This window comes from Holdemania sp. Marseille-P2844 (genome assembly GCF_900120005.1).
In the GTDB taxonomy this organism is placed as follows: Bacteria; Bacillota_I; Bacilli_A; order Erysipelotrichales; family Erysipelotrichaceae; genus Holdemania.
The window spans coordinates 134,160-160,838 of record NZ_LT635448.1 but is presented as its reverse complement, the minus strand read 5'-3'; the positions used below and the strand labels follow the sequence as shown (position 1 = coordinate 160,838).

The following is a 26,679-nucleotide window of genomic DNA, read 5'->3' as shown; positions in this document are numbered from 1 at the left end:
GATCACCCGGATTTACTATAACAAAAACAGGACCCGCAAGTCCTGCCTTTATCCATTGATCCAAATTTCGCGGATCAGCGCCGGTTTCCGCCGTTTTGTAATCCGCTCAAAATTTGCCAGTCCTTTGTAGCTGCCGCTCTGCTGCACCAGCGTCAGCAGTTCGTCATGGAGCAGCGGAATCAACTCCTGCGGACGGTAGACCGTGTCTTCAATCTCCGGCAGAATCTCTTTCAATATTCGCTGCTGCAGCAAGCCCGGCGCTTCCCCAGTCTGCTTCGCTTCATAATACCGGTAAACGGCCAGGGTTCCGGGCGTCGTCCAGCGGTCAAGATAGACCTGCGCCAGTTTCAAAATCCGCGCCGGATCCAGAGGACAGCGAAATAAATGCGGCAGATAGTACAACGCCAGATATGGCGCCTGGGCTAACGCCCGGTCGATCCGCTCCGTCCCCCTCTTTGCGCCGCCTTCGCACAGGCACAGCCCCAGCTCCATCCAGCCCTGACTTGTCAGCTCCTTGGGCAGCGCTGCCAGCGTTTGTTCGAATGATCCGCTCCTGCGGAATGCGTCGTCCTGATCAAATTGCTTCCAGATCCGAAAACGCATAACCTCTGTGAGGGTACGCACGGAATCCGATAATGGATACAAGCCGCTTAACACCTGATTGAAGCAATCCAGGGCTTCCGCCTTGCGGTTCAGCGCGGATAGGAAGGTGCCCTTGCGGTGCAGCCAGATCCCGTCGTGCGGCTCACACTGCTCCAGCCGTTCCAGTAAGGTTTCGGACAGTTTCCGATCCGTCCATTGATTGATGTTGATCTGCCAGAATAAGACGATCATCATGACATATAAATCCTCATCCAGCACTTGAGCCAGATCAAGGTACATGGAAATCTGATTTTTCAGCTTCGCATCAAATTCACGGTAGCGGATATACAACGGTTTGTGCGGCTGCGTATCCGGAAAGGCAAGATGTTCGATGATCAAGGACAGGCATAGCTGCAGCTCCATCGTGATCACCTGCGTTGTCAGCGGCAAGGCTTCGATATCCGTAAGCAGCTCACCGAGCGCTTTCTGATCGAACTGTTCGTAAGCCTGCTTCAGCCGCTGGATTCGTTCTTTACGCAAATCAACCTGTTCGGGTTGTTTTAACGGCGTTTCGCCCAGTTTTCGAAGCAGCAGCTCCAGCCGTTCTTCATCCTGAATTCCCTGGCCCTGTTCCAATTTATATAACGTCATCCGCGAACAAATCGCTTCTCCCGTCTCATCGAGGATAAATTGATCCTGCGTCCAGCCGCCGGCCGGATCTTCCATTAAGCGCTGACGGCGGTGAATGCCGATCAACACCCCGGCTACGCGTTTTGTTTCTTCCTGCATACACAGCCCTCCTCTGTCGGCTTCTTAAGGCTCTGACCAGCCACTTCGTTCATGCTACTCACCCAAAGCTTCCAGAATGGATTCCTTGATAAACGAATAGCGGCGCACATAGTCGTTGCGGATCGTGATCAGCCGGAGTTGATGCGCCTCGCAGATCTGGCGCTTTTTCTGATCCCGGCTGCGGACCTTGGCATCGTTGAAATGCTCCGTGCCGCCGACCTCCACCGCCAATAACGGCCGGTGGCTCAAGTCGTAGATCACAAAATCAAAATGAGCCTGATTTCCATACATAAACAACTTGCGATCTCCGGGATCCAATTCCAGAACGTCAGTGATCTTCACCTTCTGTTCGACTAAAATCTGGCCGAATACCGATTTGATGTGCAGCAGTGTTTTCAAAAACTCATCTTCCGCGGCGGTGTTGAAATACTTAAAGTTTTTGACCTTCGACTGAAACAGCTGACTTTCCCGGGCGCTGATTTGAGTTTGCCCCTGCTTTCCGACATATTGCATCAGTTCCAGCAGATCGTTGGTTTTCCCCTGGGAGAGGCGGGCGATCTGGGCCCGGTCGGCGATCATCGTGAAATGCTGCTGAGCGCGGGTGACGCCGACGTTGATCAGCTCCTGATTGTTTTTCACCCAGTCAAACGTGCCCTGCGTCGTCGATTCTGTCATCGCGCAGCTGAGAATCACCGTGTCCTTCTCGTCGCCCTGGAAGGTGTGGATTGTTCCAACCTTAACGAAATCGAGGTCCTGTTCAGACAGAACCCGCCGGATCATCTGTGCCTGACGGCGAAACGGCGTGATCACCGCGACATTCTTCTGGGGATGATCGCGAATCTGGCGGACGATCTCCGCGACTTCTTCCATCGCCACGTTTTTCTGCTTCTGCGCCGAGGAATGCACGTCGATCAGCGTCAGCGCATCCGGTGAAGCTGGCGGGCCGCACAGCACCAGCTCCCCACCGTAATATTTCTGATTGGAGAAGGCGATGATCGGATCTGCGCAGCGGTAATGATGTTTTAACAGAATAAATTTTGAGATCGTGTCGATTTTCAGCATCGTGCTGAGAATCGAGTTCATCTTATAATCATAAGCCTGGGGAATATCGTAATCCCAGACCAGCCGGGTATTGCGGGAAGCGGGCAGCGTGATGACCGGCTGCAGCTGGCTCGGATCGCCGACAAACAGTGCCCGGCGGCACCGGGCCATCGGCAATAAGGAAAGCGGATTGCTGCACTGCCCGGCTTCATCCATGATCATGAGATCAAAAATGGGTTCCGCGGTGGCCAGCTTGCTGCAGGACACATTGGTGGAAATCAGAAATGGAAAACAATCCAGCACCTGTTCCAACCCTTCACGCCTCTGAATCAGCGCCCGGAACTCAAGAAAACGGTCTTCCGGGTTGTCAATCCGGACGATGGATCGCAATGATTCATTGCGTTTGTTCAACAGGCGCTGCAGCACAGCCCGCGATTTCAGATCAAGATACCGCAGAACCTCGCGGGGATCCTGAACTGCCTGGATTTCATCTTCACTTACGCCTTCCAGTGACTGGCGCTGACGGCGCAGTCCGGCAAGCTGGCTTTCAATCGCCATCGCAGTCATCTGGGCGCTTGGTTCCTGCCGGCTGCTAAACCGCAGCTGGTTTAATACCCCTTCCAGCGATTCGATCTGTTCATCCAGCTCCAGCCGGGTTTCAATCTGATCCAGCAGCTGATTCATCTGCTTGCGGCTGCCGCCCAGTTTCTTCGTCAATACCTTCAGTTCTTCCCGTTCTTCCCGCGTCGGCGGACAGGCCTGAGCTTGATCTAAAAACAGCTTGATCTGCACCAGCGCCTCCTCAATCCGCTGATTGGAGCCCAAGCGCAGGATTGGAAAGCGTATTCGCCGGTCTCCGCTTTGCAGGGAGTTCAGCTTGCGGTCCAGATTGTCGATCGCTTCGTTGTTATTGGAAACGACCAGGGCGGTCTGGTTATTGAGAAAGCAGGAAAGCAGCACGTTGACGATCGTCGCGCTTTTCCCGGTCCCCGGCGGTCCCTGGACATACACAACGTTTTGATTCATGGCGTTATAAATCGCCCGGAACTGATTGATGTTGACCTGCGACCCCAGCGTCAGAATCGGCGTCTTCCGCCGGCGGACTTTTTCCGGCATGCCAAAGAAGGCTTTCAGCGGAGCACAGAGCGTCTGATTCTGCATCTGGTTCTGAATTTCATTGTATTCTGTTTCAATGTTAATGTTCATCCGGCGCTTGAGTTCAAACAAATACGGCCGTTCATCCACAGTTTCGCCTCGTCCGCAGTTCACCGCAATCTGTTCGCTCATCATCGCAGCCTGAGTCGGATAGCGGTCGATGAATTCCCCGGCTGAGCAGTCGAGATAGCGCTGCAGTAAAAACCGCGGCTGCTCCTGGTCGTCGCTGACTTTGATGTTGAAGCCAAGATCCGGCGAGACGATCAGCCGGCGGTGAACCAGATCGAGCAAAAGATCGCGGTAAACGATTGGAATCATCCCATCCCGCCGCTGCAGGGCCAGTACGTTGATCGCCAGCTTCAGCCAGGCCGGAGCTTGTTTTCGCCGCTGCAGGCGCAGCTCGTTCTGCAGCCGGCGCACCATCTGATCAAATTGTTCCAGCCCCAGCGGCATCGCGTTCTTCTTTAAAATATCAGGATCCAGACCATCGACCAGCGTATAGCTGTGAACGGAGGTGTCCTGATCCAGCAGGTAGCATTGCCGGTAATAGCCGAGCACCCGCTCATTGATGCCGGTATATTCCAGAAAGTCAAAGTCATTGTAATGCGTGCGGATTTTATCCATCAGGGCTTCCTGCAGCGGAAAGATTGTACTTTCGATGACCCGCGCCGACAGAATTTTATCAAAATAGACCGTTCCGTCCAGAACGTCCATTGACTTCTCCGGGTTGAACATTTTCACTTTCATTTTTCGGCTCGGGACTTCGATGTCTTCGATCGCAATCCAAAAAAATGTCCGCTTCTGATCGCTCGTGTTGTCATACTCGATCTGCAGCCATTTTCCGCTCTGTATCGATTTTGAACACTCCAGGGCCTTGGAATTCATAGATTGACTTGCTCCTTAAGTTGATTATACCACAGCCGTTTTCAAATAGAAAAGCAGACCGTACAAAGGGTACCCCAGGGCAGTCCGCTTTTCAACATCCAGAATTGAAAGAGAATTATCAATAACTTCCATAAGCTTGAACGTGTTCCGTCCAAATCAAAGAACAGAACCGCCTGGATCCGCTTTGCACTCAGTACTTATTCCCACAGGCTTGAACGAACGCCGCTTGTCCGTTCATCAGGAACGTTATGATTTCAGAGGCGTTCACGGAAATAGGGATGGACTCCATGATGTCCCGTAAGACCGATTCCGTAAATTGCGGCGGGTTGTACTCAATCTGATTTTGGATAAGAAATTCTCTGAAGGCGTCGATCAGCCGATCCTGGGATCGATCTAAATTTCTGGGGTATCCCATCGCGATTAAAGAAAGATTATTATCAAAGTTCGGCGCCATTCCCAGAACCTTACCGGTCGTCCGGGATCGTAAAATACCGTAATTCATCTCATGGCGATCGGGATTTCTAACGATTGCGTCCAGATACAAAAGATCTAAATATTGCCTGCCGCAATCTGGATTCAGATTCTTCAGCGTTTGATAATTCAATGTGTAATCTTCCGTTTGATCACCAATCAGCGCGGCCGCTGGTTCAAAATTCATTTCCTGTTTCGTAAAATCCTCCGACATGATATAGTCTTCTTTTAATCGGTAGACCGCCATGTCCATGCCTAAAAAGCGTCCGAGCTGAGCACAGAAGAATTCGCTGAAAAGTTGTTCAGGACTGCCTTGCTTGCTTAACCACCAGACTCCGTCAACAAGCTTCCAGCCTTTTTCAAAGCTGCCGATATTGGTCAACTCCGGAGTGTGCGAGGATCGCGGATCTAATCTTTGGGAAAACACCTCCAAATCTCCCGCTAAGGCAAGATCGGAATAGGTATCGGTTTTAAAGCGGATATCCTCATACGTCAAGGTGTCGGTGTCTAATTTGATCCAATAGTTATCTGTAATACACGCAGCTCTAACTGCCATGGTTGTGGATAACTCATCCTTCCTCTGCAGCTGAAGCGCTTTTTTAAGAAGACGGGAATGTACGCGATCCCCGTCAATCGCCCGACTTTGGATCCATGTCAATAGATCGCCGTTTCTGCGGAAATAATAAGGAAGGCAATCGCTGCGGAGTATTTTAAGCTGATTCTTCTCGATGAGAGCGACCGGCAGATCTCCGCTCATCAGCAACCCATTGATTTGATTCATGAGCTGTCCTCCTTTTTGTTTATTCTATTTTAAGCGATCCCAAAAAGTTTGGCAATGCCTGCCTGCTTTTCTATCAATTCTGCGCTGATTCAACATTTTCTAAACGACTAAGCTTAAATCCAGAAAAGAGCTTCATGCTTCTTAAAGCATTTTAAGCAGAAAAATCAGCTTGTTCCATCGCTTCATATTTTCTTATAACTGCATCAATTTCATCAAGAGCCGCCTGGTGTTTCTCCGGATCTTCGATAAAACCGAGAAGAATTTCATCAAAGGTCTTATTTTCACTTTTCATTAAGAGTGAATTGAGTAAATTTTTAGAATACTGACCTTGGGTGATGGAAACCCAATACTTTGTTCCATCAATTTCTGCTTTCCTGATTAGCTCTTTTTCTTCCATTCTCATTAGAAAAACAGCGACTGAACTATCTTTCCAGTGGTTGGGATACGCTTCACGCACCCTTTTATAAATCTCATGACAAGCGATTTGATATTTGTTGTTCCAAAATAATTGAAGAATTAAGTTCTCAGAATTAGATGTTTTTTTCATACAGCTCTCCTTTAGCTACAATTATATTATTTTTTGTAGTTTTTGAAAGAGATTTTACTAAACAAAGCCTATTATTTCTGTTCTTGTCCTTCAGCTTGTAGATTCAACCTTTTTGGTTATCATAAATTCTACGCCCAGTCATTACTCTTCAATTTTCTTTCACCCCGTTTTGACAGTACTCTATTTTACTGAGACGCCCGGCGAGGCTTCTTCGATTTCCGCTCCCGCAGCTGCCGCTGACGGATTGCAGACGTTTCAAATTCCGGCATGCGCCTGCACAGCGCTCTATGCGCTTTCATTGTGTCCCGGGTTTCAATAAAATAAGTTTCTCCGTTCAGAGTCCGGATTCGGATTCCATCCCGGGTATTCCACTCCGCCACCTCGCAGAACGGAATAGCCGTCACAGCCTGTGTTTTTTCCGGAAGCAGAACGATTTCTCCGGCTTCGATTCGGGCGCAGGTTTCATCCTGAATGCCGAAGACGACGATCAGCGCCGTAAGGGCAAAGATCAGACCGGGAATCATGAGCGCGGCATTCCCGGAAAGGATCATCACGAAGGCAAAGAAAGCACACAGTCCTGTCGAGGTTCTTGGCTTCGTTTTGATCCGGATACCGGCTGTCTCATTCGCAGTTAATTCTTTCATTTTTTCCTCCATTCCCGTGTTCTGCACGGCCATCATTCATGTCTGAAAGTAAGCCAATCGCCTACCCTTCATGCTTTATTCCTCTACATTTAATATTTTCCGCAGCGTATTCAAATTGGGCTCGCCGATCAGCAGGCTGCATTTATCCGGGTCGATCAGCATCGCCTGCAGACCCATTTCATAGTTCTGCAGATCCGGATAAGCAGCGGCCTGAATAAAGATGATATTCTGCACAAACCGCTGGTTCCAGGAAATCGCATTTTTCAGAATCAGGAAATGAATTTGATTCACTGCCGACGCTTCGATCACAGCGACCAGCGCCACCCGGTAGCCGCATTCACAGGTCAGCCGCTTATCCTGATCCGTCAGTAAACTGACCGGATGCCTGAATTCCGGCATCGGCGCCAAAAACCGCTTGGCGATGTAGCGGAAAACTTCATGCTTCGATTTTAGATCCAGATTCGTTATGAAGCATTCAGGACTGAGCTGATGATAAAACCAATAAGTGCCGCAGATCTGGGTAATCCGGTATTCCGTTTGCGGCTTCATCGTATTAACTGTACTGTACGACTGATAGTAAACCAGTTTTTCGTCCCGAGCCGCCAGCTTGCGGTCATTGATCAGGATGACGTCAAACTGATCGTAGATTTTTTCAATCTCATATAACTCGCAGGAAGCAATTTGTGCCAGGGAATCCTGATATCGTTTTTGAAGCTGTTCGGCATAACGCCGGGCTTCGCAGAGGCCGTATTTACTTGTGACCAAGACCCGCTGCTTCTTCCTCAGCCGGCCGCGGTCCAGCCCTTCCGCGATGCAGACGGTCAGAAAGACCATTTCCTTATCCGCAATTCTCGTATGAAGCTTATCTTCCAGCAGCCGGGAAAGCTTGCGGCTGTATTCAGCGGCGGTGATCAGCTTGCGCTTCACGCGGGTTACGCCCATATACTGCCGGCTGATGTCAAAATGACTGCGGACCTGAAAACCCCAGAAAAACAACGACAGATTTTCCATCAGAGCATCTGCGTCCTCAAGCCGGCCGCCGTCATAAAAATCTTCTAAAATGACGTTGGCCGCCAGCTTGCAGAGCGCATAGGCTTCATTGTCCATTTCCTGAATCATCAGGTTTCTGCGGCTGCCGAAGGAAATTAAGATCATCGCCAGGAAATAACTGTCGTCGCGCAGAAATTCGTAATGATACCGGCGGTCCAGCAGGGCAACGATCGCCTCCGCCGCGCTGAATTCCACGTCGTAGCTCTCCAGCATCCGCTTTTCTTCCTCTGTAAACGACACGCATTTGTTAAACTGATTGCGCCGGTAGGAAATCCAGAGCGACTTTGACATGTATTGAAACAGCAGCGACGGGACGCTCAGCGTTTCGCTCTGTTTGAAAAAACTTTCCAGCGCTTCATACACGTTTTCCTCAAATTCAGGATTGGTGATCTGGCCGCGGATGTTGTCCGGGATTCCCTTGTATTCCGGATTGACATAGATTGTTTTTAAAGCCGCGATGCGGATTGCGATCTCATTGCCGTTGACCTTTAATTTCCCGTTGGCGAAGTTCATCGTGTAGTGACTTTTGAGCGAGGTGCCGTTGGATTTTTTGATCAGCGAGCGGATTGTTGATTCACTGAAATACAGCATCTGCGACAGCTTATAAAGCGTGACATCCTTCATCAGCATTGCCAGAAGACGGATTTCACGCTCGCGGAAATGGATCAGCTCCCGCTCCATCGTGTTGACGTCATAATCCAGATCCTTCATAAACTGCCTGAACTGGCACACATCCTTGACCCACACCTTGTAGCCCTTCGTATGCGTGCTGACCAGTTCAAAAAAATCATCCAGTTCCTCGGAAAACAGAACCTGATTGATCCGTTTGATATCATCGCGGATCGTCCGCTCGCTCACTCCGGTGACAGCCGCCAGCTGCTTGCCTAAAATATAGGTATCGCTGATGGACAGATAATGCAGGATATTCTTTTCGCGGGAAGTAAAATGATAGACCATGGATTTCCTCCTGTTCTGCAAAGAATCCTCATCAAAGGCAAAATGCTTTCAACGAGGATTCTTTCAATGACTTAATTATTAAATAAATGCTGGATGATCAGGGCGACAAATTCTTCCGCCTTGCCTTTCGGCAGCTGCGTTGAGATTCCGTCATGACCGCCGCCGAATTCGCTGGCTTCGACGACATAGCCGTTCTGGCCGTTCGCATAGCCCCAGACAAAGCACACCTTAGCCTGGGAGCTCTTTTTGATCTGACGGCCGAAGGCGGAAACCAGCTCGCACGGCAGCACGACAATTTCTAAGTCCTGCATCCGCAGAATCGTCGCTTCCAAATCCATTTTAACATGACCCGCTTTGATTTTCCGCTGGAAACCATTGATTTCCGAGATCAGCCACTTCCGCTCATCGTAAGCGACCGCCTGTTCCAGCTTAGCCTGGGAATCGGCCAGGCGGGCTTTCAGGACGTCGATGTCCGGGTCGTATTCGATTGGAAAGACAAACGTTTTTGACTGCGGATGGGCAAGGGTCAGGTCCAGCTTTGTATCAAACTGGGAAATCTGCCGGGCGATTCCTGAGCTGACACGCTTCAGTTCATTGAAGTCATTGTTCTGGCGGTACAGCCGGTTGGACATATCGCCGGCGTTGCCGTTGCAGACAAGCGGCGTGACGTTCAGATATGGAATCAGCTCGCGCCGGACGGCAGCCAGCAGATCGCCTGAAATTTGGTATTCTTCCGGAGAAAGCACGGTGGAATGACAGGACATGTTCACCAAGGCCGAGATGGTGGCATCGGACTCATCCTTAAATTCGATCACAACGATCGAGGTATCGCCGTATTTGTCCTTCGCGTTGCGGTTGCCGTAATATCCCTGCGATTCGCCCTTCGTGCACTGCACGCGCGCCGCTTCGTGAAATTCCTTATTCATCGTTTCCTGCGCACCGTCAATCAGCTTCTTTAGAACCTCCTTGCGCCATCCGTCGTCATGCGGCATTTCCGGATTGCGCGTCAGCAGCAGCGGAGCGGAATGACTGTGGTCCGCGCTGAGGATGATGTGATCGTAGGGAATGTGCAAAGTTTCGACGATGTGATACTTGAACAAATGGACAAAATCACAGTCAAAATTAGAAATATCCGCCTCGATCCATAAAAACGGCTTCCCGTCGATCTGCAGTCCCAGCATAATCGCTTCGATTTCATCATGAACGCCCTTGAACTTCTCCGTCCGCATGGCGTGTCCGGCAATGTATGTCGGATGATCGGGCGTGATGTTCACGCTTGTCGTAGTCGTAACTTTTACCATAAAATCCTCCTATTCGTCGCCGTCCTGAAATTCGACGGTCACTTCCCGCATGAATGCGATCGAATCGCGGCAGCTTTTTACTTTTTCGGATATGAGTTCCGGGGTGACCGACTGAGGCTCCATCGTGATCATCTCCAGAAGCAAGGGCAGGTTCAGTCCCGTGACAATATGCACGTTCGTTCGGTTCTGCAGCTTCAGCATGATCTTCTGGTTGACGCTTCCCCATAAAATGTCCGTGAGCATCACGACGACATCATCCTCATGAATATCCTGAATCCAGGCATCCAGCTGCACTTCCACATCCGATTCGGGGTTTTCCTCATAAAAGGGAAAGATCTGAATGAAGCTGACGTCCTGGGCAAACAGCTTTGCGGTTTCCCGCATGCCCCGGCATAAACTGCCATGACTGGCCAACGCTATTTTAAACATGGCTTTCTCCTTTGATTAACAGTTGTTCCAATACGGTATCAACATGACCCGCGCAGTAAGCCGCGGCTGAGCGCAGCGGATCGTCATTTCTGCCGATATAATAGCTGTGATCAAACAGCTGCAGCATCTCGATATCATTTTCATCATCCCCGGCGCAGGCAATCTGATCCGCACTGATGCCAAGACTGTGCGCCAGCCTGAGAATTTCAGATGCCTTAGAGCGTCCCTGAGCCAGAACCTCCGCCTGTTTGTCTCCGGTTTTGACCAAACGATAGCCGGGGAAATGAATTTGGAATTCTGACTTGATTCCAGGATACAGCTCCCAGCGGTCCAGGTGCAGGCAGATCCGGCTGATCTGCATCGTTGTTGCTTTTCGAATGTCACTGATCAGGAAATCGGCAACCCCATTCAAATCACAGATCCGATCGGTGCGCCGCCATTTTTTCAGCAGCGCCTCCCGGCTTTCCGAGCTGCTTCCGCAGGCTATGCCATGATCCGAGTACAGCGTCATTTCCAGACCGGGGTTGTTCTGCGCAAAGACGTAGACCGCTTGGATCATGTCCAAGCTGAACGCCGCGGCTTCTTTCTGGCGGCCGTGGCTGACATTACCGGAATAGCCGATGACTGCGTCGAATTGAAATTTCCGGATTCGTTTTTGAATAAAGGACGGATGCCGCCCAGTCGCAACGATCAGCCGCAGGCCCCGGCAGCGCAGCTGTTCCAGCAAAGTCGCGGTCTGATCGTTTAAATCTACATTCGGCACATCCTTGGGAACCAGCGTGCCGTCAAAATCCAGCGCTGCCAGACGAATCCCGGACAGACCGCCAGTTTCGCCGATCCGCCGGGAATCCGGCTTAGGCAATGATGCCAAAGTAGGAAAGCAGAATCGTCACGACGATCAGAATCCAGACCATCTTGACCGTATTCATGCCCTTGATTTTTGTTAAGCCGAAATAGGTCATCGCAGTGACCAAACACGGCAGCAGCGCCGGCAGAATGCCGTCCAGAATCGACTGAATCGTCTGCGTCGCATCGCCGACAGTGATCGCCAGCGGTGTCGTGACCTTGACCAGCGAAGGAATCAGAGCGCCGATGACGATGACGCCCAGCACAGAAACCGCGTCGCGGATGTTGTTGAGCTGATCCTTGCGCGAGGTAATCAATTCCGCGCCGCCGTAATAGCCGACTTCGATCATCTTCTGACGAACCCAGGTAATCAGCGGTGTAAAGATCGCGATCATGATGATGCTGGTAATCCAGTTGCCCTCAATCGCTGCATAAGCGGTCATCGCGCCCATGACGACCTTCGGGATCGTGTTGAACAGCGCGTCGCCGATGCCGGAGAACGGACCCATCAGCGACGTCTTTAACGAAGCCGCCAGCTGCAGAGACGAAGGATCGCGGTCCTGCTCGATCGCCAGCGCCGCTGCAGTGATTGCGGCCCCGAAGTAGGTTTGGCAGTTGAAGAATTTCAAATTGTTCTGGAACTTCTTCTGCATCAGCTCCGGATCGTCAGCGAACCATTTTTCAAAGAATGGTCCCATCGAATAGACGCAGGCAATTCCCTGCATCGCTTCGTAGCTCTGACTGGCCTGGGCAGTAACGGCATAGCGCAGCGAGAATTTCCGCAGTTCTTTTTTAGTCAGTTTTTCATTCTTTTCACTCATCTCCGATACCTCCTGCATCCACGTTCAGATAAGCGCTGGCTGCCGCTTTGGACTCTTTTTCCATGCGTTTAAACAAGACGATTGCAATGACCGCGCCGACCAGAGTAATCGCCAGGATCGACTGGCCGAAAAAGACATACAGCACAAAGCCGAGAAGCAGATAATGGAAGTTTTCCTTCACCGGCATGTACAGCATCAGTAAAGCCATGCCCAATGCCGGAAGTACGCCAGAAACCGTGCCCAACGCACTGGTCAGCCAGACCGGCATATAATTGATAATCAGCTGAACAATCGGCTCGCCGAACAGTAAGAAGATGATAACCGGCAGTGTCTGGCCTAAAGCGGCGCGGCCGAAGCCGTATTCACCAATGAGAATATCGCGGTATAATTTCTTGTATTCGCGTTTCTCGACATGTTTTTCAGCGCAGTGATACCAATAGGAATTGACCGTCTTGGCGATGACGTCCAGCTGAATGCCCAGCGTGGCGACCGGAACGCCGACCGCCATCGCCAGCTCCAGCGGAGCATCGGTGCCGGAAGCGATCGCAAAGGGAACAGAGATCCACAGGGCAGTGTTGAAATTAGGAATCGACGCGCCGCCATAGGCCGCCAAGCCCATGGACATCAGCTGGAAGGTACCGCCGATCAGCAGCCCGGTTTTGACATCCCCCATAATGAAGCCGGCGATCAGGCCGCGGAATACCTGCTGGCCGCCGAATTTTGCGACTAACTGGACATTCTGCCCCAGCGTTCCGATGATATGGCAGGCAAGAATCAGCAGTATGATCTGTATCGGATTAAACATTCTTTCTCTCTCCTCTCCTCATGATTTACGTTTGTCTTTCATCACCTGATAGAAATTGGCAATCGCGTCGTCCGCCGGCTGCAGCTTGGCTTCCAGCCTGACCCCTTTTTCATGCAGCTGTTCCAGAACGGCGGCTTCCTCATCATTCACGGTGATGTAGCGGCTGATCACGACCGAATCTGCGGTCTTGTCGATGTTGCCGAGATTTCCCAGCGTCAGCGATGGAACGGGTATCCCGTTTTCCACCAGGGTTAAGAAGGTTTTGGGACTTTTGGCGACGATCATGACGGCTTGATTTTGATAGCGGTCAGCTTTGAGATTTTCAACGGCTTTTTCGTGAGTTAATACGGACAGGAATACGCCATTGGGTGTGGCCATGCGCAACGCATTTTTCAGCATCGGATTGTCTGCGCTTTCATCGTCAATGCACAGAACGCGCTCCACATGGAGTTTCGGGACCCACATTGTCGCGACGCAGCCATGCACTAAGCGGTCGTCAACACGGCAGTTCAGAATATTCATTGAAATTCTCCTTTCTGCGCCTATTCTAGCATCCGAGTTGTCAAAGAAATCATTCCCAGATTCCGCTCAAAGCGGAAATACTTTACATCCTTTTTGTCGAAGACAAGAAGGATTCATAGCTTGTTTAGGTTGATCGTAAAATGAATTTAGGTATTTTTATCATATCTTGCATGAAATCCCAAACCTGCCGGACATAAAATATTCAACACCTTATATCGGTTAATCGCTCAATCAGAAAGTCATTAAATCATTGAGAAAAAGTGTTCTACGAACACTCTGAAAAACCAATCAAGAGGGGGTTGACTACATTATCCATTATGTAGGCCGACCTGTCATTGCTCAAAGTCGGATTGAAAACTATGATTATGATCTTAATTTCGTTTGATGGCATTATATTGATCATCAAACGAAAGAACAGGTCGATATCTTTGACTCCATCGTAGATTTCATGAAGAAATTGATGATCCATATTCCCGATGAGAACTTCAAAATGGTTCGCTATTTAGGCGCTTATACTTCACGGAAGAAAAAACTCAGCGCCTGTATTCGAAAGATGTAAAGTAAACCCCGGAAGCAGTTTCACAAGAAACTGGCCTCCTATCATGAATTCCGTAAAGAGTCCACCGGGATATTGATTCTTTACTCTGTCCCTGCAGTCATGTTCTGGAATTTGTAGAATTCCTCTGCCCGTCTGGATTGGAGATGAAAATCAATGAAACGTGGAAATTTGTTGACTGGCACAACGGAATCGATCCCCTTCAAGTGTACTCAGTGCGACTTCTTTGATCCGATGGAAATCGACATCGCGGAAGAAGTTTGCGACTTGGTTACCGTAAACGGTATTCTATGTTTTTCTGCTTATTGTATCCGTTGTGATTCTCTGATGCTTCCTGGGGATGTCCTAAAGAAAGTTTCTAAAACAGAGTATTCCTACTTCTCTTTCTTTTCAGTGTGTACCTTAAAAATGAATCCCATCACTTTAAAATTCTTTAGCGCAACATAACTTTAAAGAGTTTTTATTTTCCTTACTCCTTTACGTGCACTTTCCTAATAGATAAAAAAGATTTCTCAGTTTCGACTAAGAAATCCTGTTTATTTTATTTCTGCAGCGCCAGTGCTTTCACTAATCCAAACCATTCCCGCACGGTATACATCGGAATCAGCGATATCGGAGTTTGCGAATTTACAACGCTGATTTGTTCGATTCCCAACTGTTTTGCCAGAATCGAAGCACGCAGCTGATGGAAGCTGTCCGTGACGATCACAACATTTTCGCTCAGGCTGTTCTGACGCAGCAGCTTTAAAGAATATTTCAGATTTTCACCCGTGTTGCGGGCTTGGTTTTCTTCCAAAATTCGATTCATCTCCAGCCCGTTTTCCACAAGCCAGTTCTTCATCACCGTGCTTTCCGCATAATCCTCCCCCTTGCCCTGACCTCCGGTCACAATGATCATGCAATCCGGATTTTCATTGGCATAATCCAGTGCAGCCTGAAGCCGCCGTTTCAGAATTAAGCTCGGCTGATCCGCATTGATCTTCGCCCCCAACACGATCACTGTGGACCCCTGATCTTTAAGAGCAGCGACATGCATGTTGGCCGCATTTACCATTAAGCCGATCAAAATCAGAGCCAGTATGCCGCTGATCATCCAGATACCGTTCATCCATCGCTTTCCTTGTTTCCCCAGCTTTTCATGGATTAATCCCTCGCCGATCAGCACCACTGCTAACGTCAGAAAAAAGGCGTTGCCGAATTGCAGGGAAACCGTAACCATTGTCAGACAGGCATAGATGAAACAAATCAATCCTGAAATCACCATAACTGTTTTTCTTTTCATCATCGCCGCCTGCCTTTCTGACGTTAGAATATCATATTTTATGATGAATATCCGGAATGTCAGAAAACCTTAAGTTCACCGTAAGAGTCCACGATATTTCGTTATCAATTCGTATGGATCTTACTTCAATTTTTCACTTTATTTTTCTGCTTTGTCAGAAAAGCAGCTTTTTATTCAGAAAGGAAACCCCGGATAAGGTTATAGGACAAATTGAATTCTGTTCCTCTTTTTCCCAACAAAAAACCGGCAATACGCCGGCTTTCCTTCTCCTATTCGCGATTTTTCAATTCTTCCAGCAGTTCCGTCTTGATGACGTTGAAGGCTTCTTCATCAGAAGTCAGCGGCACGCAGGTGCCGAAGATATTCGCCAGTTCCAGTTCGGTCTTCGCTTTATTCATTCGCAGATTGATGCCCGATTCGTCCGCATGATACCGCTGGCGGATCTGCTTCTCCAATTCGTCCAGACTTGTCGGAACCAGGAAAAAAGCTTTGTTGTCCGGATGTTTAATGCGGATCTGGCCAACGCCCTGCGCCTCAATGGAAATCAGAACATTCTTCCCCATCGCCGTCAAAAACTCTACGTGCTCCGCCGGAGTTCCATAGTAATATCCGTTGAATTCAGTATATTCCAGCATCCTATGATCCCGCACGGCATTCGCAAAGTCCTTATGATTAACAAAGTAATAATCCCAGCCATCTTTCTCCGTTTCCTTCTTTGGCCGTGTGGTCAGAGAAATGATATCCATCAAGCCCAATTCCGGATCATCCAGCAGCTTCTGACGCACCTGATCTTTGCCGATACTGCTGACACCGCTCAAAATAACGACTAATCCTTTTGCCATAAATTCGCCCCTCCCTCAGATTTCATAATGTAGTTATACCGCAAAACGAAGGCAATGACAAACATTTTCTTTTTGATTGTAAAATTTTCATCATAAAATGTTTCATTTACAAACATAACTCTCCATGAAATCTGTTCTTCTGAATCTATTATAGCAAGAAAGCGCGTTTCACTGCACAAAGATAGTCCTCTAAAGGAAGAAATTCGATGTAAATCCAAATTCACCTCTTTAAACACAATCTTAATTATTTAATTTACTTAGAATCCAATCATCATCCCGCAGCAGCGCTTCCAACAATCGTGCAAAGCCGTCCTGATCATGCGGAGGCGCGATGATATCGGCAATCTGCTTCAACGCATCCGCACCGTTTTCCATAGCCACTTTCATTCCGCTGGCTTCCAGCAATTCCAGATCATTCAGGCCGTCGCCGACCCCCAGAATTTCTGCTTTCTTCAGCTGGTATCGCGCAGCCACCGCTTCAACGCCCAGACCTTTATGCACATTCAGCGGGACAACTTCCAGATAATACGGCCGGCTCCGGACAAACTTCGCCTTTGTTTTCAATCTTTCAGGAAGAACAAGCGAATCCAATGTTTCCGGCTTGTCAGCGATCATGATTTTGCAGATATCTGACCGCTGCAGCAGATCTTCAAACTTCGCGACTTCCAGCGGCATATTCGTAATAAAGCTGTCCCGCACCGTGTAATGTTTCACCGGATTCAATCCCGTCACAATCGAAGACGGAGATTCCAGGTGAAAATTCACGTTCACCCTGCGCAGCTCATCGACAATTTCCCGCAGCGTTTCCGGCTCAAAAAAGGCTGCCCGCAATACCGTGCCCGTACCATTTTCATACAGTACGCCGCCGTTGAAACCAACGCTGCAGTACGCTCTTTGGTTCAATCCCAAAGCTTCAAGATAATCCCGCATCCCCGGAAATGGCCGGCCGGAACAAAGTACAATTTGAATTCCCTGCGCCCTTGCTTTGCCTGCCGCTTCCAGGGTTCGCAGCGTCAGCTTCATTTCGGCGTCAGTCAACGTTTGATCAATATCAGTGATGATGCATTTAATCATTGCTTAAATCTTCACCGTTGCTTGCGATCACTTTTTTATACCAGTCAAAGCTCTTTTTCTTATACCGCCGGTTGGTGCCCTGACCGGCGTCGTTGCGGTCAACATAGATAAATCCATAACGCTTGGACATCTGGCCTGTACCGTTAGAAACCAGATCAATCGGTCCCCAATAAGTATAACCGAATAATTCAACGCCGTTGCGGATCGCTTCTTTCATCGCATTGAAGTGATCGGTTAAAAACTCAATCCGGTAATCATCCTCAACCGTTCCCTCAACCAGTTCTTCCTTCAGCCCCAGGCCATTCTCTGCGATAAAAATCGGAACCTGATACCGGTCATACAAATCGGTTAACGCCAGATATAAACCATCCGGATCAATCGACCAGCCGGAAGGCGTCAGCTTCAGATATGGATTAGTCTGCCCGGTCGAAACAATATCCTGACGGCCGATCTGCTGCTGATCTCCGTCAACGAGCGCGTCCGATTTATTAGTGTCCTTCTGCACGGATTCAATATAATCCTTACCCGCAATACGGGACCGGTAATAGGTAAACGATAAGAAATCGACAGGATTTTCTTTGATGATCCGCATATCTTCTTCTTCATATTCAATCTCGATGTGATGTTCTTCTAAATACTGCCAGATATAGGATGGATATTCCCCGCGCACCTGCACATCAGGATAGAAATACGATTTCTGCTTGCATTTGGAAACCACGATGGAATCCTTCGGATCACAGGTGATCGGATACATCGTCTTATATTCGATGACAGAGCCAACTTGAGCGGCCGGGTCGGTTTCGTGAATATATTTTGTCGCCAGCGATGACGCGACAAACTGATGATGGGAAGCCTGGAAACATTTCTGCTCGAGATTTTCACTGTCGGCGCGGATACCGGCGGTCATCCACATCATCGGATAATTGACATTATTCCCGATCTCATTGAACGTCAGCCAGTAGCTGACCTTGCCGCGGTAGCGATCGACGATTGTTCTTACGAATTTCATATAGAATCCGATCCACTTCCGGTTATCCCATCCGCCATATTTTTTCACCAGCGCCAGCGGCATTTCATAATGGGAAATCGTGATCATGATCTTCATGCCCTTGGCGATCAGCTCGTCAAACATCGCGTCATAAAATTGCAGGCCGGCTTCATTGGGCATTTCTTCCTCGCCGGTTGGATAAATCCGCGTCCAGGCAATCGAAGTGCGGTAGACGTTCCAGCCCATTTCCGCAAACAGCGCGATATCCTCTTTATAATGATGGTAGAAATCAATGGCTTCATGCGTGGGATAGAATGGCTGATCCTCCTGTGGTCCGCCGAAGATGCCGTGCGGCTGGACATCCGCGACGGAAGGCAGTTTGCCATCCGCTAAATAAGCTCCCTCATATTGATTGGCCGCCGTGGCTCCGCCCCACAGGAATCCCTTGGGGAAACCTTTTGGCGCTTGAATCTCTTTTGTATTTTTCATCTTATTTGTCCTTTCCTTCCTTTACTTGATAGGTCGCAATCCGACTTTGTCCTTTTTTGACAAGGCCGCTGCGCTGTATATCGAGCTGAAAAGCATCGGCGTTGGGAAACAACGTCATCGTTGTCATGTCCATGCCTTTCTGATTCATGAGATAGGAATCGAAGCGGATCATTTTATCGCCGCGCTTTACTGAATCCCCTTCCTGAACATAAGCTTTAAAGCCCTTTCCCTGTAAGCTCACCGTATCAATTCCGATGTGCACGAGTATTTCCAACCCATCAGGATTAACTAAGCCGAACGCATGCAGGGTCGGATACAGCATCGTGATTTTCCCATCGCAGGGAGCGGCGACAATTTCACCTTCCGGCTGGATCGCCGCTCCATCGCCCAGCATTTTCTGCGCGAACACTTCATCCCGAACCTCGCTCAGCGGGAGTAAGCGGCCGCTGATGACCGCAGTGATCGCGGTTTGCGGACAGCTTGAAGCTTGTCTTTTGAAAAGATTCAGCATCGGCGTCAGTCGTTCACCGTTTTCCCGTTATACAGCACAAAGGTGGCCAGGAAAGAAACGAAGAACGCCGCAATCACACCCGCTACAATCGCCGTGATCGTATTCTCGAAAATGACAACGCCCAGAATACTGGAATACCCCATGGAAAAAGCTTTCGCCCCCATAAATCCGGCAACTGCCCCGCCGACCAGACCGCCGGCCACGACGCCGAAGATCGGTGTTCTTAAACGCAGATTGATGCCATAGAGCGCAGGCTCGGAAACTCCGGAAATAATCGCGCCGATCGCCGCGGACAGCGCGCTGGATTTCAAATCTTTATCTTTCGTTTTCAGCATGACTGCCAGACAGGAACCGCCTTCTGCGATGTTGTGCAGAATCCAGCCTGGACGGAAAACATTATCGTAGCCGACCGACGTGAATAATTCGGTCATCGGCGCGACCATCAGCATGTTGACGCCCATCATGACTAAGAAGGGATGAATCGCCGCAATGATGCCCGGCGCAAAGCCGCCGACATGGGCCTGCAGCCAGACAATACCGGTCACAATCCAGGTGACCACGACAACGCCGGCCGGTCCCAGAATTAAAATCGTCACCGGGTAGCCGACCAGGAATACGCACAGCGGGGCAAAGACGGACCGCAGCATCCCGGGAATCACACGATAGAAGAATTTCTCCAGATAGGCTAACAGAATCGCTGAGAAAATCGCCGGCAGCAGCGAACTGGAATAGCTGACCAGCTTCACCGGCAGACCCAGCATCGTGACCGGATCCCCCGCTGCGACCATCGCCGCAAAATCAGGATAAAGCAATGCGGCCGCCACGGTGATCGCAAACGCCGGATTGGATTTCAGGACGCGGGAGGCGCCGTAAGCAACCAGAATCGGCATGAAATAGAACGGCGCCTGCGACATGAAGTTAAACAACATATACGTTGTGCTGGACGTTATTACCGGATAAAAATAGGAAGCCAATGACAGAATGACCCGCAGCATGCCCGCTCCGAATAAGACGGTAATAAACGGCGTCAAGGAAGCGGACATGAACTGAATCGCCTTCATGAAATAATCGTTCATTGTTTTCTTTTTTCCATTCAGCGCCAGATCTTCCGTATGGTTTTCCGCCACGACGCCGCCGGTTTCGACTTCATAATTCTTAACGATTTCGTCGAACACCGGAAACAGATTTTCCCCCAGAATCACCTGATACTGACCCGAACCATAAACCACGCCCAAGACGCCGGTCAGCTGTTTGATTTCAGCATCCTTCGCCATTGAGCGGTCCTTGAGTACAAACCGCAGCCGTGTAACGCAATGTGATACAGTATGAACGTTGCCGGAACCGCCGACGTTTTCCATAATCGCCGCGGCTAATGCAGAATAATCAATTTTAGCCATAAGTTTCTCCCTTCGCTATTACGCTTTATGACTTCCGCCCGGCTGATCCCACAGCCGGACGACATGAATCATCAGATATAACCGGTCTTCATCGGTTAGCGAGTAATCATAGTGTTTAAGAACATAGTTGGAAATCAGATCGACACAGCGGCTGGCCTGCTCATAGCCGGTAGAAAACTGGGATAACATGGATCCCAGCGATCCTTCGCTGCGCCGGACTTGTTCAAAAAGGATGCTTCGCATAAAGAATTTCAGATGGATAATGAAGCGGGAAACCGCCATGGAATCTTCATCCAGCGTCAGACCCAGCGTCTGCTCCACAAGTTTGATGATTTCACTGACCCCCTGCATAATCCGCAGCGCATCATGGTTCGGTCTTTTTTCCGCCGCGGTAATCAGATGGAAGGCAATCGACGTGGATTCTTCCCGTTTCAGCTGGATATGCAGCGTTTCGTTGATCAGGCGAACCGCTTTTTTACCTACCTCATATTCATCTTTATAAAACCGCTTCACTTCCTCGTTGACCAGCGCCGGCATATCAAAGCCGGCTTTGTACTGATTGACGCTGAATTGAATATGGTCCGCCAAGGCTACGACCAAATTCACATTAAACGTCATTTTGAGATCTTCCTGCGCGATGTCAATAATTCTCTGCGTCAGTTCGATGATCTCAAAGGGTACCTGTTCAAACAAAGAAAGCAGCTGCGGACGGGCAGATCCATCGACCAGCACATACGTCTTCATTACTTCGCGGCTGTTAATACCGTCATACTTTTGTTTGCGGAATCCCAGCCCTTTGCCAATCGCGACGACTTCGTGGCCTTTGAAATCCTCGGCGATGACAATGTTGTTGTTTATGATTCGTTTGACCCGCAGTGTGTCTTTCAGCATAAGTCCAAACGAGTCCTGTCCTGCGTCATCTTTTCCTCTTGCCTCCTTCCCAGAGAAGAACAAAAAAAGGCAAACTCCAAATTGGGTTGTCCTCTCAACAGCCCATTGGAATTTGCCTTAATCTTAAGATCAAGTAACAAGTCCGATTTCTATTTTTGTTCCTGACTGTATTATAATGAAAGCGATTGCAGATTGTCAATAGCGATTTCATATTTCATGATTTTCAATTTTATCGTTTCCCTTCCCTCGATTAACGCAGGATTCCCGCTTCTTCCATTGCCAACTGACCGATGTTTCAATAAAAACCGGACAGCGTGAAATTGTCAGCGAACTCAGGCCGCGATGGCCGAGTTGTCAGTCTGTGCCTGGCTTTGCATGAATTCCATAAACAGCTGCTGAGCCAGCGTGATTTCCTGGGTCTTCCGCGTGATAGCGTAAATTCCCCAATCATCCGTTTCGCCAAGATTCAGCGGCAGCACCTTGACCTTGGATGGGGAAGGGTGTGTGTCCTTGCGGTAGTCTGGAAATGCAAAGCTGACCGACCGGTTCTCCAGCACGAGGTTGCGTGAGATATTCACATCCGCAGTGATAATAGAAAAGGTTGGTAAAAAACCATTTTCGTGACACTTCTGCACATAATAGCGATGCAGGTCATATTTCTCTCCAAAGCCAACCATCGGCACATCCTTTAAATCCTGAAATGTCAGCGATGTTTTTTTCGCCAGCGGATGATCGACGTGCATGCACACATGCAGATCACTCTTTTTGATCAGACAGTAACGAAACCCCTGAATGTAGGCCGGCGTGGTTCCGATCAAGCCCAGATCGGCTTCGCCTTCCGTCACATGCCGCAGTATCGCTTCATTGTCTTCTTCCTTTGTCGATAATAAAATGGAAGAATAAGCGGTGGAAAACCGCGCAAAAATCTCAGCTGACAAGTTCAATACGATACCGGCGCCCATAACGATTTTAAGTTCGTTTTTCTTATCTCCGGCCTGTTTCATCATCGCTGCTTCAAACTGACCGAAAGCGCGGACAATTTTTGCCGCTTCCTTCTGAAAAACCAGCCCTAACGGGGTCAAGGCCAGCGCATTCTTCCGATTGATCAGAAGCGGCGACTGCAGTTCCGTTTCCAACTGACGTACCGCCTGTGCAACCGCCTGCCGGCTGATATATAATTCCTCTGCCGCTTTGGTATAATTCAATGTCCGGCTGACGGTCAGAAAATAACGCAGATGCTGAATATCCATCTGAATTCCCCCTGTCTTCTCCTTATAATTGATTTGACTTTTTTTGCACAAAGCAAGTTTCCCTTGCGCAGCCGCAAAAAAAGAATGCTTTTTTCCGAATCCGAAACCGCCTACAATATCAATTAAAGAGCATTGTGCATTTCTTGTCAATCTTATAAAAGCACAGTTCGGCTCGAAAACTCAAGGAGGAAGGAAATGAAAAACACTGACAAACTCGCGCAGGGAATCTCTCGGCGGGACTTCATCAAAGGTGCGGCAGCGGGGGCTGTCGGCTTGGCGGCTGCCGGTATGCTGGGCGGCTGTGCTTCGGACAACGATGCGAAAACCCCGGAGGCTTCATCAGCGCCGGCCAACAACGACGTCTTAACTGCCGATACGATGGCGCAGAAAAAATGGTCGTTTGAAATTGCGCCGGATCCAATCCCGGATTCTGAAATCAAAGAAACGATCGAGCATGACATCATCGTCATCGGTTCCGGTATGGCCGGCTTATGCACGATGTGCTCGGCAATGGAACAGGGCGCTGATGTTCTGATGTTTTCCGCCGGCTCCCAACCGTATTCCCGCGGCGGTTCCAATCATGCAGTGGGTTCCAAGTATCAGAAGGCCAAAGGTATTGATTATTCGCCGGAAATTGCCCGGGAAATCGTAAAAACGGAACAGACCTCCGGCACTTATTTCATGGATAAAAAGAAATGGGAACGGTGGATCAACAACAGTGCGGAATCCGTCGACTGGATGATCGACAAAATGGAAGCGAAAGGATTGCATGTCTGCCTGGAACCCGGCTATTATGATCCGGATGGAGTCCTGACCGTACCCAGCGCTTCGCACAATTTCTGGAATGAGGAACAGCCGTTCGGCGCTCTGTTCGGCGCGCCGCTGCAGGCTCAGGCCTATGCCAGCCACATTGCGGACATGGGCGGAGAAATTCATTATAAGACCGTCGCAAAATATCTGATCCGGGAAAATGACAACACCGGACGTGTTTCCGCCGTCGTTGCGCAGAAGGAAGACGGAAGCTATGTTAAATATATCGGCCGCAAGGCGATCGTGCTGGCTACCGGCGACTTCTCCCGAAACAAAGATATGATGGCCAAGTATTCGCCATGGGCTTACGAAATCTTTAAAGATACTTTATCGGATGAGATCGACTATGACGCCGGTCTGGTTTATAACGGTTTAATGCCGGGCGATGGTCAGAAAATGGGGCTGTGGGTCGGTGCTGCCTGGCAGAAAACCTACCCTTGCGCTCCGATGATCAACGGCGGCGTGCCGGGGCCTTCCCATGCGGTTATCTCGAATTTCTGGGGCTTGAATCTGGATATCCGCGGTCAGCGATTCCAGAACGAAGTCACCAACTTCGCTTACGGCGCGATGTCGGTACTCCAGCTGCCGCAGCGCACCGCTTTCGGCGTCTGGGATGTCAATTATGCCTATACCCAGGATCAGTGGGAACCGTTCGGCCATTGCGTCGACGAGGAAAACGGCATCAAAGCTTATTCCCCGGAAGAATATATTGAAATGTGGAACAGCAACTCCAATTATTTCAAAGCCGATACCCTGGAAGAACTGGTCGATAAGATGTACGAAGGTTACAGCGATGAAGTGAAAGCGAATGCGCTTGCCAGCATTAAGCGCTACAATGAATTTGCCAAAGCGGGCAAGGATGACGAATTCCATGTGAACCCGGAAGTGCTCTATCCGATCGAAACGGCGCCGTTCTACGGCTCCAAGGTGACAGGTGCAACCTTCTTAACAGTCTGCGGTGGTCTGCGTACCAACGATCATCTGCAGGTCTGCGACGCCGACGATCAGCCGATTGAAGGTTTGTATAACACCGGCATCATGGTAGGCGATTTCTATGCCAACTCCTACAACTTCGTCATGCCGGGACAAAACCTGGGCGCTGTCTGCTGCACGCTGTCCTATCTGTTAGGCCGCGAACTGGCGGAACTCTAATTCAGATTTTAACTCCGGTAAACTTCGGTTCGCCGGATTCTTTTGTTTATGGATTCAGGCGGAAAGAAGTCGGAATAAAGACATGCGCTAAAGACTCTCCATTCTCGATGATCTCGAAATCAATGCCTGAATTCTGGACAGACTGTGAAAAAAAGTAGCTTCGCTGCCAATCTTCCGTAATGAAAACATAACCGTAAGACTCGCTGTCCAAGTCCTCGGCAAATCCCTGACCTGAGTTGAAACACACCGGAATCGGGATCACTTCCGAATTGGCATTGACCAGCAATTCCTCGATCAGATCGCGCAGAACTTCGCCGCTGACCGTTTCCGTTTCATATAAAGGACCGTCAAGATAACCGCCGACGGTCTTTTTGGCGATCAACAGTTGATCCGTTTGCGGCAGAAAATCATGGTAATCTGCAGCCGGACAGGCGCTGCGGTCAACCACTTCGCAGGCTACTTTCCTTATTAACATCCCTGAAAAACGACTGATTACCTTACAGGCTTCAATATCGACAAGAACCGGCGCGCTGTCGGGATCTACCGCACGGCTTTGCGTAAAAATATTTCCGTCTGCGTATTCAGAATACGGATAAAGCGTTAAATACTCTGTCCGATCTAATTCTTCCTGAGTCGGCGAACCCGCAATCACCGTCGCCGGCACGGTTGTCACCGTCACATCCCCCTCCTTATCCCGCAGCGTAAGAGCAATACGGAAGACTTGATCCTGATCAAAATGGAGCGAATCCAAAGCGTAGATCAGCACGCTTACCGTTTGAATTTCTTCCTCGGGAATTGACGACCCATCTGTCGGAAACAGCGGTTCTTTCCATCGCTCCCATTGATTTCCCTGTTTGATTTCAACGTAATTTTCGATGATTTCATACTTTGGATAGCGAACTTGCGGATCAAGAATAACCGCAATTTTCCCCTGGGTATAAAATTCTTCCCGGCCGCCAATGAGTTCCACGATGTATCTTGCTTCTTCTGAAGCGGCAGTTTCCTCTGGCGGCACATTGGCCGTCGACGGCGCACAGGAACAGAGCCAAAACAAGCTCGCACAAAACAGAATGATTCTTTTTCCCATGCTTTTCTCCCCTTTTCGCAATCCATTTTCAGGATCAATCCAGCTGCATATCGAATACCGGCGTCAGCTTTTTAAACTGCCGAACGCAATCCTGTTTTTTCATCCTTGCGGCAGTTTCTGCCTTCCCGGAAAAGGCTAGGAAAAAGACGTCAGTGTGTTGATAACTTCGCCAATCTTCTATCCTTGTCAAATTTGCAATCTTATTTATTCCAATCGCATCGTAGTGCTTTCCAAAATAAATTTCCCATGGAGTTTCATTCTCGCATAAATAAGGTCCGCCTTCCAAGGCGCTCACCAGACCTTCCGTTTTTTTAATCTGGCAGGCCTGACCGTCGAACTCGATCAGGATAAAATCAGGAGTGCTCACCAATTTTAGTTCGCCAGATGCCTCTGTTTTTTCATCGGCGCTGGTAAAACGAACAACCGATAAGGTTTTCTCGCCCCGGAATTCACGTTCAGAGAAGTAAAAAGCCATGATCAAACCAGACGCAGTCATCAGCGTAATAACAGAAATTAAAATGATTAACAAAACTGTCTTACCTTTCATATTCATTCCTCTTATCAACGTTCTTTGATTTCACAAAACTGGCGTCCACATTAGAATAGGCAAACCAGACGCAGATTGACAGGTCGTGGATTCTGATTTCATTATAACTAGTTTCTGTCAAGAAAGGTGAAGAAACTTTTATCAGAGAAAAGTATTTAAATATTGACTGCCCGAAAA

General features: G+C 49.2%; 24 protein-coding genes. 2 read left to right on the top strand and 22 right to left on the bottom strand.

Translation table 11 applies throughout. The features are described 5' to 3' along the window. Window positions 1–48 precede the first annotated feature (48 nt). The 12 genes from BQ7364_RS01610 to BQ7364_RS01555 all read right to left on the bottom strand — a co-directional run bounded on the left by BQ7364_RS01610 (window position 49) and on the right by BQ7364_RS01555 (window position 13,626). Window positions 49–1,371: a hypothetical protein gene (locus BQ7364_RS01610; protein ID WP_072683084.1), complete on the bottom strand. Its 1,323-nt coding sequence runs from the start codon at window positions 1,369–1,371 to the stop codon at window positions 49–51. 54 nt (window positions 1,372–1,425) lie between these two features. Beyond that, window positions 1,426–4,452, bottom strand: a complete 3,027-nt coding sequence (locus BQ7364_RS01605; RefSeq protein WP_072683083.1) for an AAA domain-containing protein — start codon at window positions 4,450–4,452, stop codon at window positions 1,426–1,428. Window positions 4,453–4,642: 190 nt separating this feature from the next. Then, the gene (locus BQ7364_RS01600) at window positions 4,643–5,704 is read right to left on the bottom strand and encodes a HipA domain-containing protein (protein ID WP_072683082.1); all 1,062 of its coding nucleotides are present in this window, start codon (window positions 5,702–5,704) and stop codon (window positions 4,643–4,645) included. A 151-nt stretch (window positions 5,705–5,855) separates the two neighbouring features. Next, window positions 5,856–6,251 carry a BlaI/MecI/CopY family transcriptional regulator gene (locus tag BQ7364_RS01595; RefSeq protein WP_072683081.1) on the bottom strand — a complete coding sequence of 132 codons (396 nt, stop codon included), beginning with the start codon at window positions 6,249–6,251 and terminating at the stop codon, window positions 5,856–5,858. A 185-nt stretch (window positions 6,252–6,436) separates the two neighbouring features. Then, on the bottom strand, window positions 6,437–6,895 hold the full coding sequence (locus tag BQ7364_RS01590) for a hypothetical protein (RefSeq protein ID WP_139248532.1): 459 nt from the start codon (window positions 6,893–6,895) through the stop codon (window positions 6,437–6,439). A gap of 75 nt (window positions 6,896–6,970) precedes the next feature. Beyond that, window positions 6,971–8,902 carry a BglG family transcription antiterminator gene (locus tag BQ7364_RS01585; RefSeq protein WP_072683079.1) on the bottom strand — a complete coding sequence of 644 codons (1,932 nt, stop codon included), beginning with the start codon at window positions 8,900–8,902 and terminating at the stop codon, window positions 6,971–6,973. Window positions 8,903–8,973: 71 nt separating this feature from the next. After that, on the bottom strand, window positions 8,974–10,203 hold the full coding sequence (locus BQ7364_RS01580) for a hypothetical protein (protein ID WP_006057241.1): 1,230 nt from the start codon (window positions 10,201–10,203) through the stop codon (window positions 8,974–8,976). Window positions 10,204–10,212: 9 nt separating this feature from the next. Beyond that, window positions 10,213–10,632 carry a PTS sugar transporter subunit IIA gene (locus tag BQ7364_RS01575; RefSeq protein WP_072683078.1) on the bottom strand — a complete coding sequence of 140 codons (420 nt, stop codon included), beginning with the start codon at window positions 10,630–10,632 and terminating at the stop codon, window positions 10,213–10,215. Then, complete coding sequence (locus BQ7364_RS01570) at window positions 10,625–11,503, bottom strand: HAD-IIB family hydrolase (protein ID WP_083538355.1); 879 nt, start codon at window positions 11,501–11,503, stop codon at window positions 10,625–10,627. Before BQ7364_RS01570 ends, BQ7364_RS01575 begins: the two co-directional genes overlap by 8 nt. Next, the gene (locus BQ7364_RS01565; RefSeq protein ID WP_072683076.1) at window positions 11,487–12,299 is read right to left on the bottom strand and encodes a PTS system mannose/fructose/sorbose family transporter subunit IID; all 813 of its coding nucleotides are present in this window, start codon (window positions 12,297–12,299) and stop codon (window positions 11,487–11,489) included. The genes BQ7364_RS01570 and BQ7364_RS01565 overlap by 17 nt, the downstream gene beginning before the upstream one ends. Continuing rightward, window positions 12,292–13,104: a PTS mannose/fructose/sorbose/N-acetylgalactosamine transporter subunit IIC gene (locus tag BQ7364_RS01560; RefSeq protein WP_072683075.1), complete on the bottom strand. Its 813-nt coding sequence runs from the start codon at window positions 13,102–13,104 to the stop codon at window positions 12,292–12,294. Before BQ7364_RS01560 ends, BQ7364_RS01565 begins: the two co-directional genes overlap by 8 nt. Before the next feature lie 18 nt (window positions 13,105–13,122). Continuing rightward, window positions 13,123–13,626, bottom strand: a complete 504-nt coding sequence (locus BQ7364_RS01555) for a PTS sugar transporter subunit IIB (RefSeq protein ID WP_072683074.1) — start codon at window positions 13,624–13,626, stop codon at window positions 13,123–13,125. A gap of 448 nt (window positions 13,627–14,074) precedes the next feature. Here BQ7364_RS01555 and BQ7364_RS18285 point away from each other — a divergent pair, with 448 nt between their 5' ends. Beyond that, window positions 14,075–14,185, top strand: coding sequence for a transposase (locus tag BQ7364_RS18285; protein ID WP_234973134.1), 111 nt, complete (start codon window positions 14,075–14,077; stop codon window positions 14,183–14,185). Window positions 14,186–14,723: 538 nt separating this feature from the next. Here BQ7364_RS18285 and BQ7364_RS01545 read toward each other — a convergent pair. The 8 genes from BQ7364_RS01545 to BQ7364_RS01510 all read right to left on the bottom strand — a co-directional run bounded on the left by BQ7364_RS01545 (window position 14,724) and on the right by BQ7364_RS01510 (window position 22,906). Further along, window positions 14,724–15,464: a YdcF family protein gene (locus BQ7364_RS01545; RefSeq protein ID WP_159432742.1), complete on the bottom strand. Its 741-nt coding sequence runs from the start codon at window positions 15,462–15,464 to the stop codon at window positions 14,724–14,726. A 269-nt stretch (window positions 15,465–15,733) separates the two neighbouring features. Then, entirely contained in the window at window positions 15,734–16,306 is a 573-nt protein-coding gene (locus BQ7364_RS01540; protein ID WP_072683072.1) for a guanylate kinase, read from the bottom strand. 240 nt (window positions 16,307–16,546) lie between these two features. Continuing rightward, window positions 16,547–17,380 (bottom strand): Cof-type HAD-IIB family hydrolase, encoded by an 834-nt coding sequence (locus tag BQ7364_RS01535; protein WP_072683071.1) that lies wholly within the window; start codon window positions 17,378–17,380, stop codon window positions 16,547–16,549. Then, window positions 17,373–18,857, bottom strand: coding sequence for a glycoside hydrolase family 1 protein (locus BQ7364_RS01530; protein ID WP_072683070.1), 1,485 nt, complete (start codon window positions 18,855–18,857; stop codon window positions 17,373–17,375). The genes BQ7364_RS01535 and BQ7364_RS01530 overlap by 8 nt, the downstream gene beginning before the upstream one ends. 1 nt (window position 18,858) lies before the next feature. Next, window positions 18,859–19,368: a PTS sugar transporter subunit IIA gene (locus tag BQ7364_RS01525; RefSeq protein ID WP_072683069.1), complete on the bottom strand. Its 510-nt coding sequence runs from the start codon at window positions 19,366–19,368 to the stop codon at window positions 18,859–18,861. A gap of 5 nt (window positions 19,369–19,373) precedes the next feature. Then, a complete protein-coding gene (locus BQ7364_RS01520) occupies window positions 19,374–20,765 on the bottom strand; it encodes a PTS transporter subunit EIIC (protein WP_072683068.1) in 1,392 nt (463 codons plus the stop codon). Between the two features lie 18 nt (window positions 20,766–20,783). Then, window positions 20,784–21,656 carry a PRD domain-containing protein gene (locus tag BQ7364_RS01515; RefSeq protein ID WP_072683067.1) on the bottom strand — a complete coding sequence of 291 codons (873 nt, stop codon included), beginning with the start codon at window positions 21,654–21,656 and terminating at the stop codon, window positions 20,784–20,786. Between the two features lie 332 nt (window positions 21,657–21,988). Next, entirely contained in the window at window positions 21,989–22,906 is a 918-nt protein-coding gene (locus BQ7364_RS01510) for a LysR family transcriptional regulator (RefSeq protein WP_072683066.1), read from the bottom strand. Between the two features lie 195 nt (window positions 22,907–23,101). Here BQ7364_RS01510 and BQ7364_RS01505 point away from each other — a divergent pair, with 195 nt between their 5' ends. After that, complete coding sequence (locus BQ7364_RS01505; protein WP_072683065.1) at window positions 23,102–24,868, top strand: FAD-dependent oxidoreductase; 1,767 nt, start codon at window positions 23,102–23,104, stop codon at window positions 24,866–24,868. 46 nt (window positions 24,869–24,914) lie between these two features. Here BQ7364_RS01505 and BQ7364_RS01500 read toward each other — a convergent pair whose 3' ends face one another. Both BQ7364_RS01500 and BQ7364_RS01495 read right to left on the bottom strand, forming a co-directional pair. Beyond that, the gene (locus BQ7364_RS01500; protein WP_072683064.1) at window positions 24,915–25,955 is read right to left on the bottom strand and encodes a hypothetical protein; all 1,041 of its coding nucleotides are present in this window, start codon (window positions 25,953–25,955) and stop codon (window positions 24,915–24,917) included. A 34-nt stretch (window positions 25,956–25,989) separates the two neighbouring features. Then, window positions 25,990–26,502: a hypothetical protein gene (locus tag BQ7364_RS01495; RefSeq protein ID WP_072683063.1), complete on the bottom strand. Its 513-nt coding sequence runs from the start codon at window positions 26,500–26,502 to the stop codon at window positions 25,990–25,992. Between the last annotated feature and the right edge of the window lie 177 nt (window positions 26,503–26,679).

Coding starts and splice junctions, on each gene's coding strand:
- BQ7364_RS01610 (WP_072683084.1), bottom strand. CDS start 1,371: ATGCAGGAAGAAACAAAACGCGTAGCCGGGGTGTTGATCGGCATTCAC.
- BQ7364_RS01605 (WP_072683083.1), bottom strand. CDS start 4,452: ATGAATTCCAAGGCCCTGGAGTGTTCAAAATCGATACAGAGCGGAAAA.
- BQ7364_RS01600 (WP_072683082.1), bottom strand. CDS start 5,704: ATGAATCAAATCAATGGGTTGCTGATGAGCGGAGATCTGCCGGTCGCT.
- BQ7364_RS01595 (WP_072683081.1), bottom strand. CDS start 6,251: ATGAAAAAAACATCTAATTCTGAGAACTTAATTCTTCAATTATTTTGG.
- BQ7364_RS01590 (WP_139248532.1), bottom strand. CDS start 6,895: ATGAAAGAATTAACTGCGAATGAGACAGCCGGTATCCGGATCAAAACG.
- BQ7364_RS01585 (WP_072683079.1), bottom strand. CDS start 8,902: ATGGTCTATCATTTTACTTCCCGCGAAAAGAATATCCTGCATTATCTG.
- BQ7364_RS01580 (WP_006057241.1), bottom strand. CDS start 10,203: ATGGTAAAAGTTACGACTACGACAAGCGTGAACATCACGCCCGATCAT.
- BQ7364_RS01575 (WP_072683078.1), bottom strand. CDS start 10,632: ATGTTTAAAATAGCGTTGGCCAGTCATGGCAGTTTATGCCGGGGCATG.
- BQ7364_RS01565 (WP_072683076.1), bottom strand. CDS start 12,299: ATGAGTGAAAAGAATGAAAAACTGACTAAAAAAGAACTGCGGAAATTC.
- BQ7364_RS01560 (WP_072683075.1), bottom strand. CDS start 13,104: ATGTTTAATCCGATACAGATCATACTGCTGATTCTTGCCTGCCATATC.
- BQ7364_RS01555 (WP_072683074.1), bottom strand. CDS start 13,626: ATGAATATTCTGAACTGCCGTGTTGACGACCGCTTAGTGCATGGCTGC.
- BQ7364_RS18285 (WP_234973134.1), top strand. CDS start 14,075: ATGAAGAAATTGATGATCCATATTCCCGATGAGAACTTCAAAATGGTT.
- BQ7364_RS01545 (WP_159432742.1), bottom strand. CDS start 15,464: ATGAAAAGAAAAACAGTTATGGTGATTTCAGGATTGATTTGTTTCATC.
- BQ7364_RS01540 (WP_072683072.1), bottom strand. CDS start 16,306: ATGGCAAAAGGATTAGTCGTTATTTTGAGCGGTGTCAGCAGTATCGGC.
- BQ7364_RS01535 (WP_072683071.1), bottom strand. CDS start 17,380: ATGATTAAATGCATCATCACTGATATTGATCAAACGTTGACTGACGCC.
- BQ7364_RS01530 (WP_072683070.1), bottom strand. CDS start 18,857: ATGAAAAATACAAAAGAGATTCAAGCGCCAAAAGGTTTCCCCAAGGGA.
- BQ7364_RS01525 (WP_072683069.1), bottom strand. CDS start 19,368: ATGCTGAATCTTTTCAAAAGACAAGCTTCAAGCTGTCCGCAAACCGCG.
- BQ7364_RS01520 (WP_072683068.1), bottom strand. CDS start 20,765: ATGGCTAAAATTGATTATTCTGCATTAGCCGCGGCGATTATGGAAAAC.
- BQ7364_RS01515 (WP_072683067.1), bottom strand. CDS start 21,656: ATGCTGAAAGACACACTGCGGGTCAAACGAATCATAAACAACAACATT.
- BQ7364_RS01510 (WP_072683066.1), bottom strand. CDS start 22,906: ATGGATATTCAGCATCTGCGTTATTTTCTGACCGTCAGCCGGACATTG.
- BQ7364_RS01505 (WP_072683065.1), top strand. CDS start 23,102: ATGAAAAACACTGACAAACTCGCGCAGGGAATCTCTCGGCGGGACTTC.
- BQ7364_RS01500 (WP_072683064.1), bottom strand. CDS start 25,955: ATGGGAAAAAGAATCATTCTGTTTTGTGCGAGCTTGTTTTGGCTCTGT.
- BQ7364_RS01495 (WP_072683063.1), bottom strand. CDS start 26,502: ATGAAAGGTAAGACAGTTTTGTTAATCATTTTAATTTCTGTTATTACG.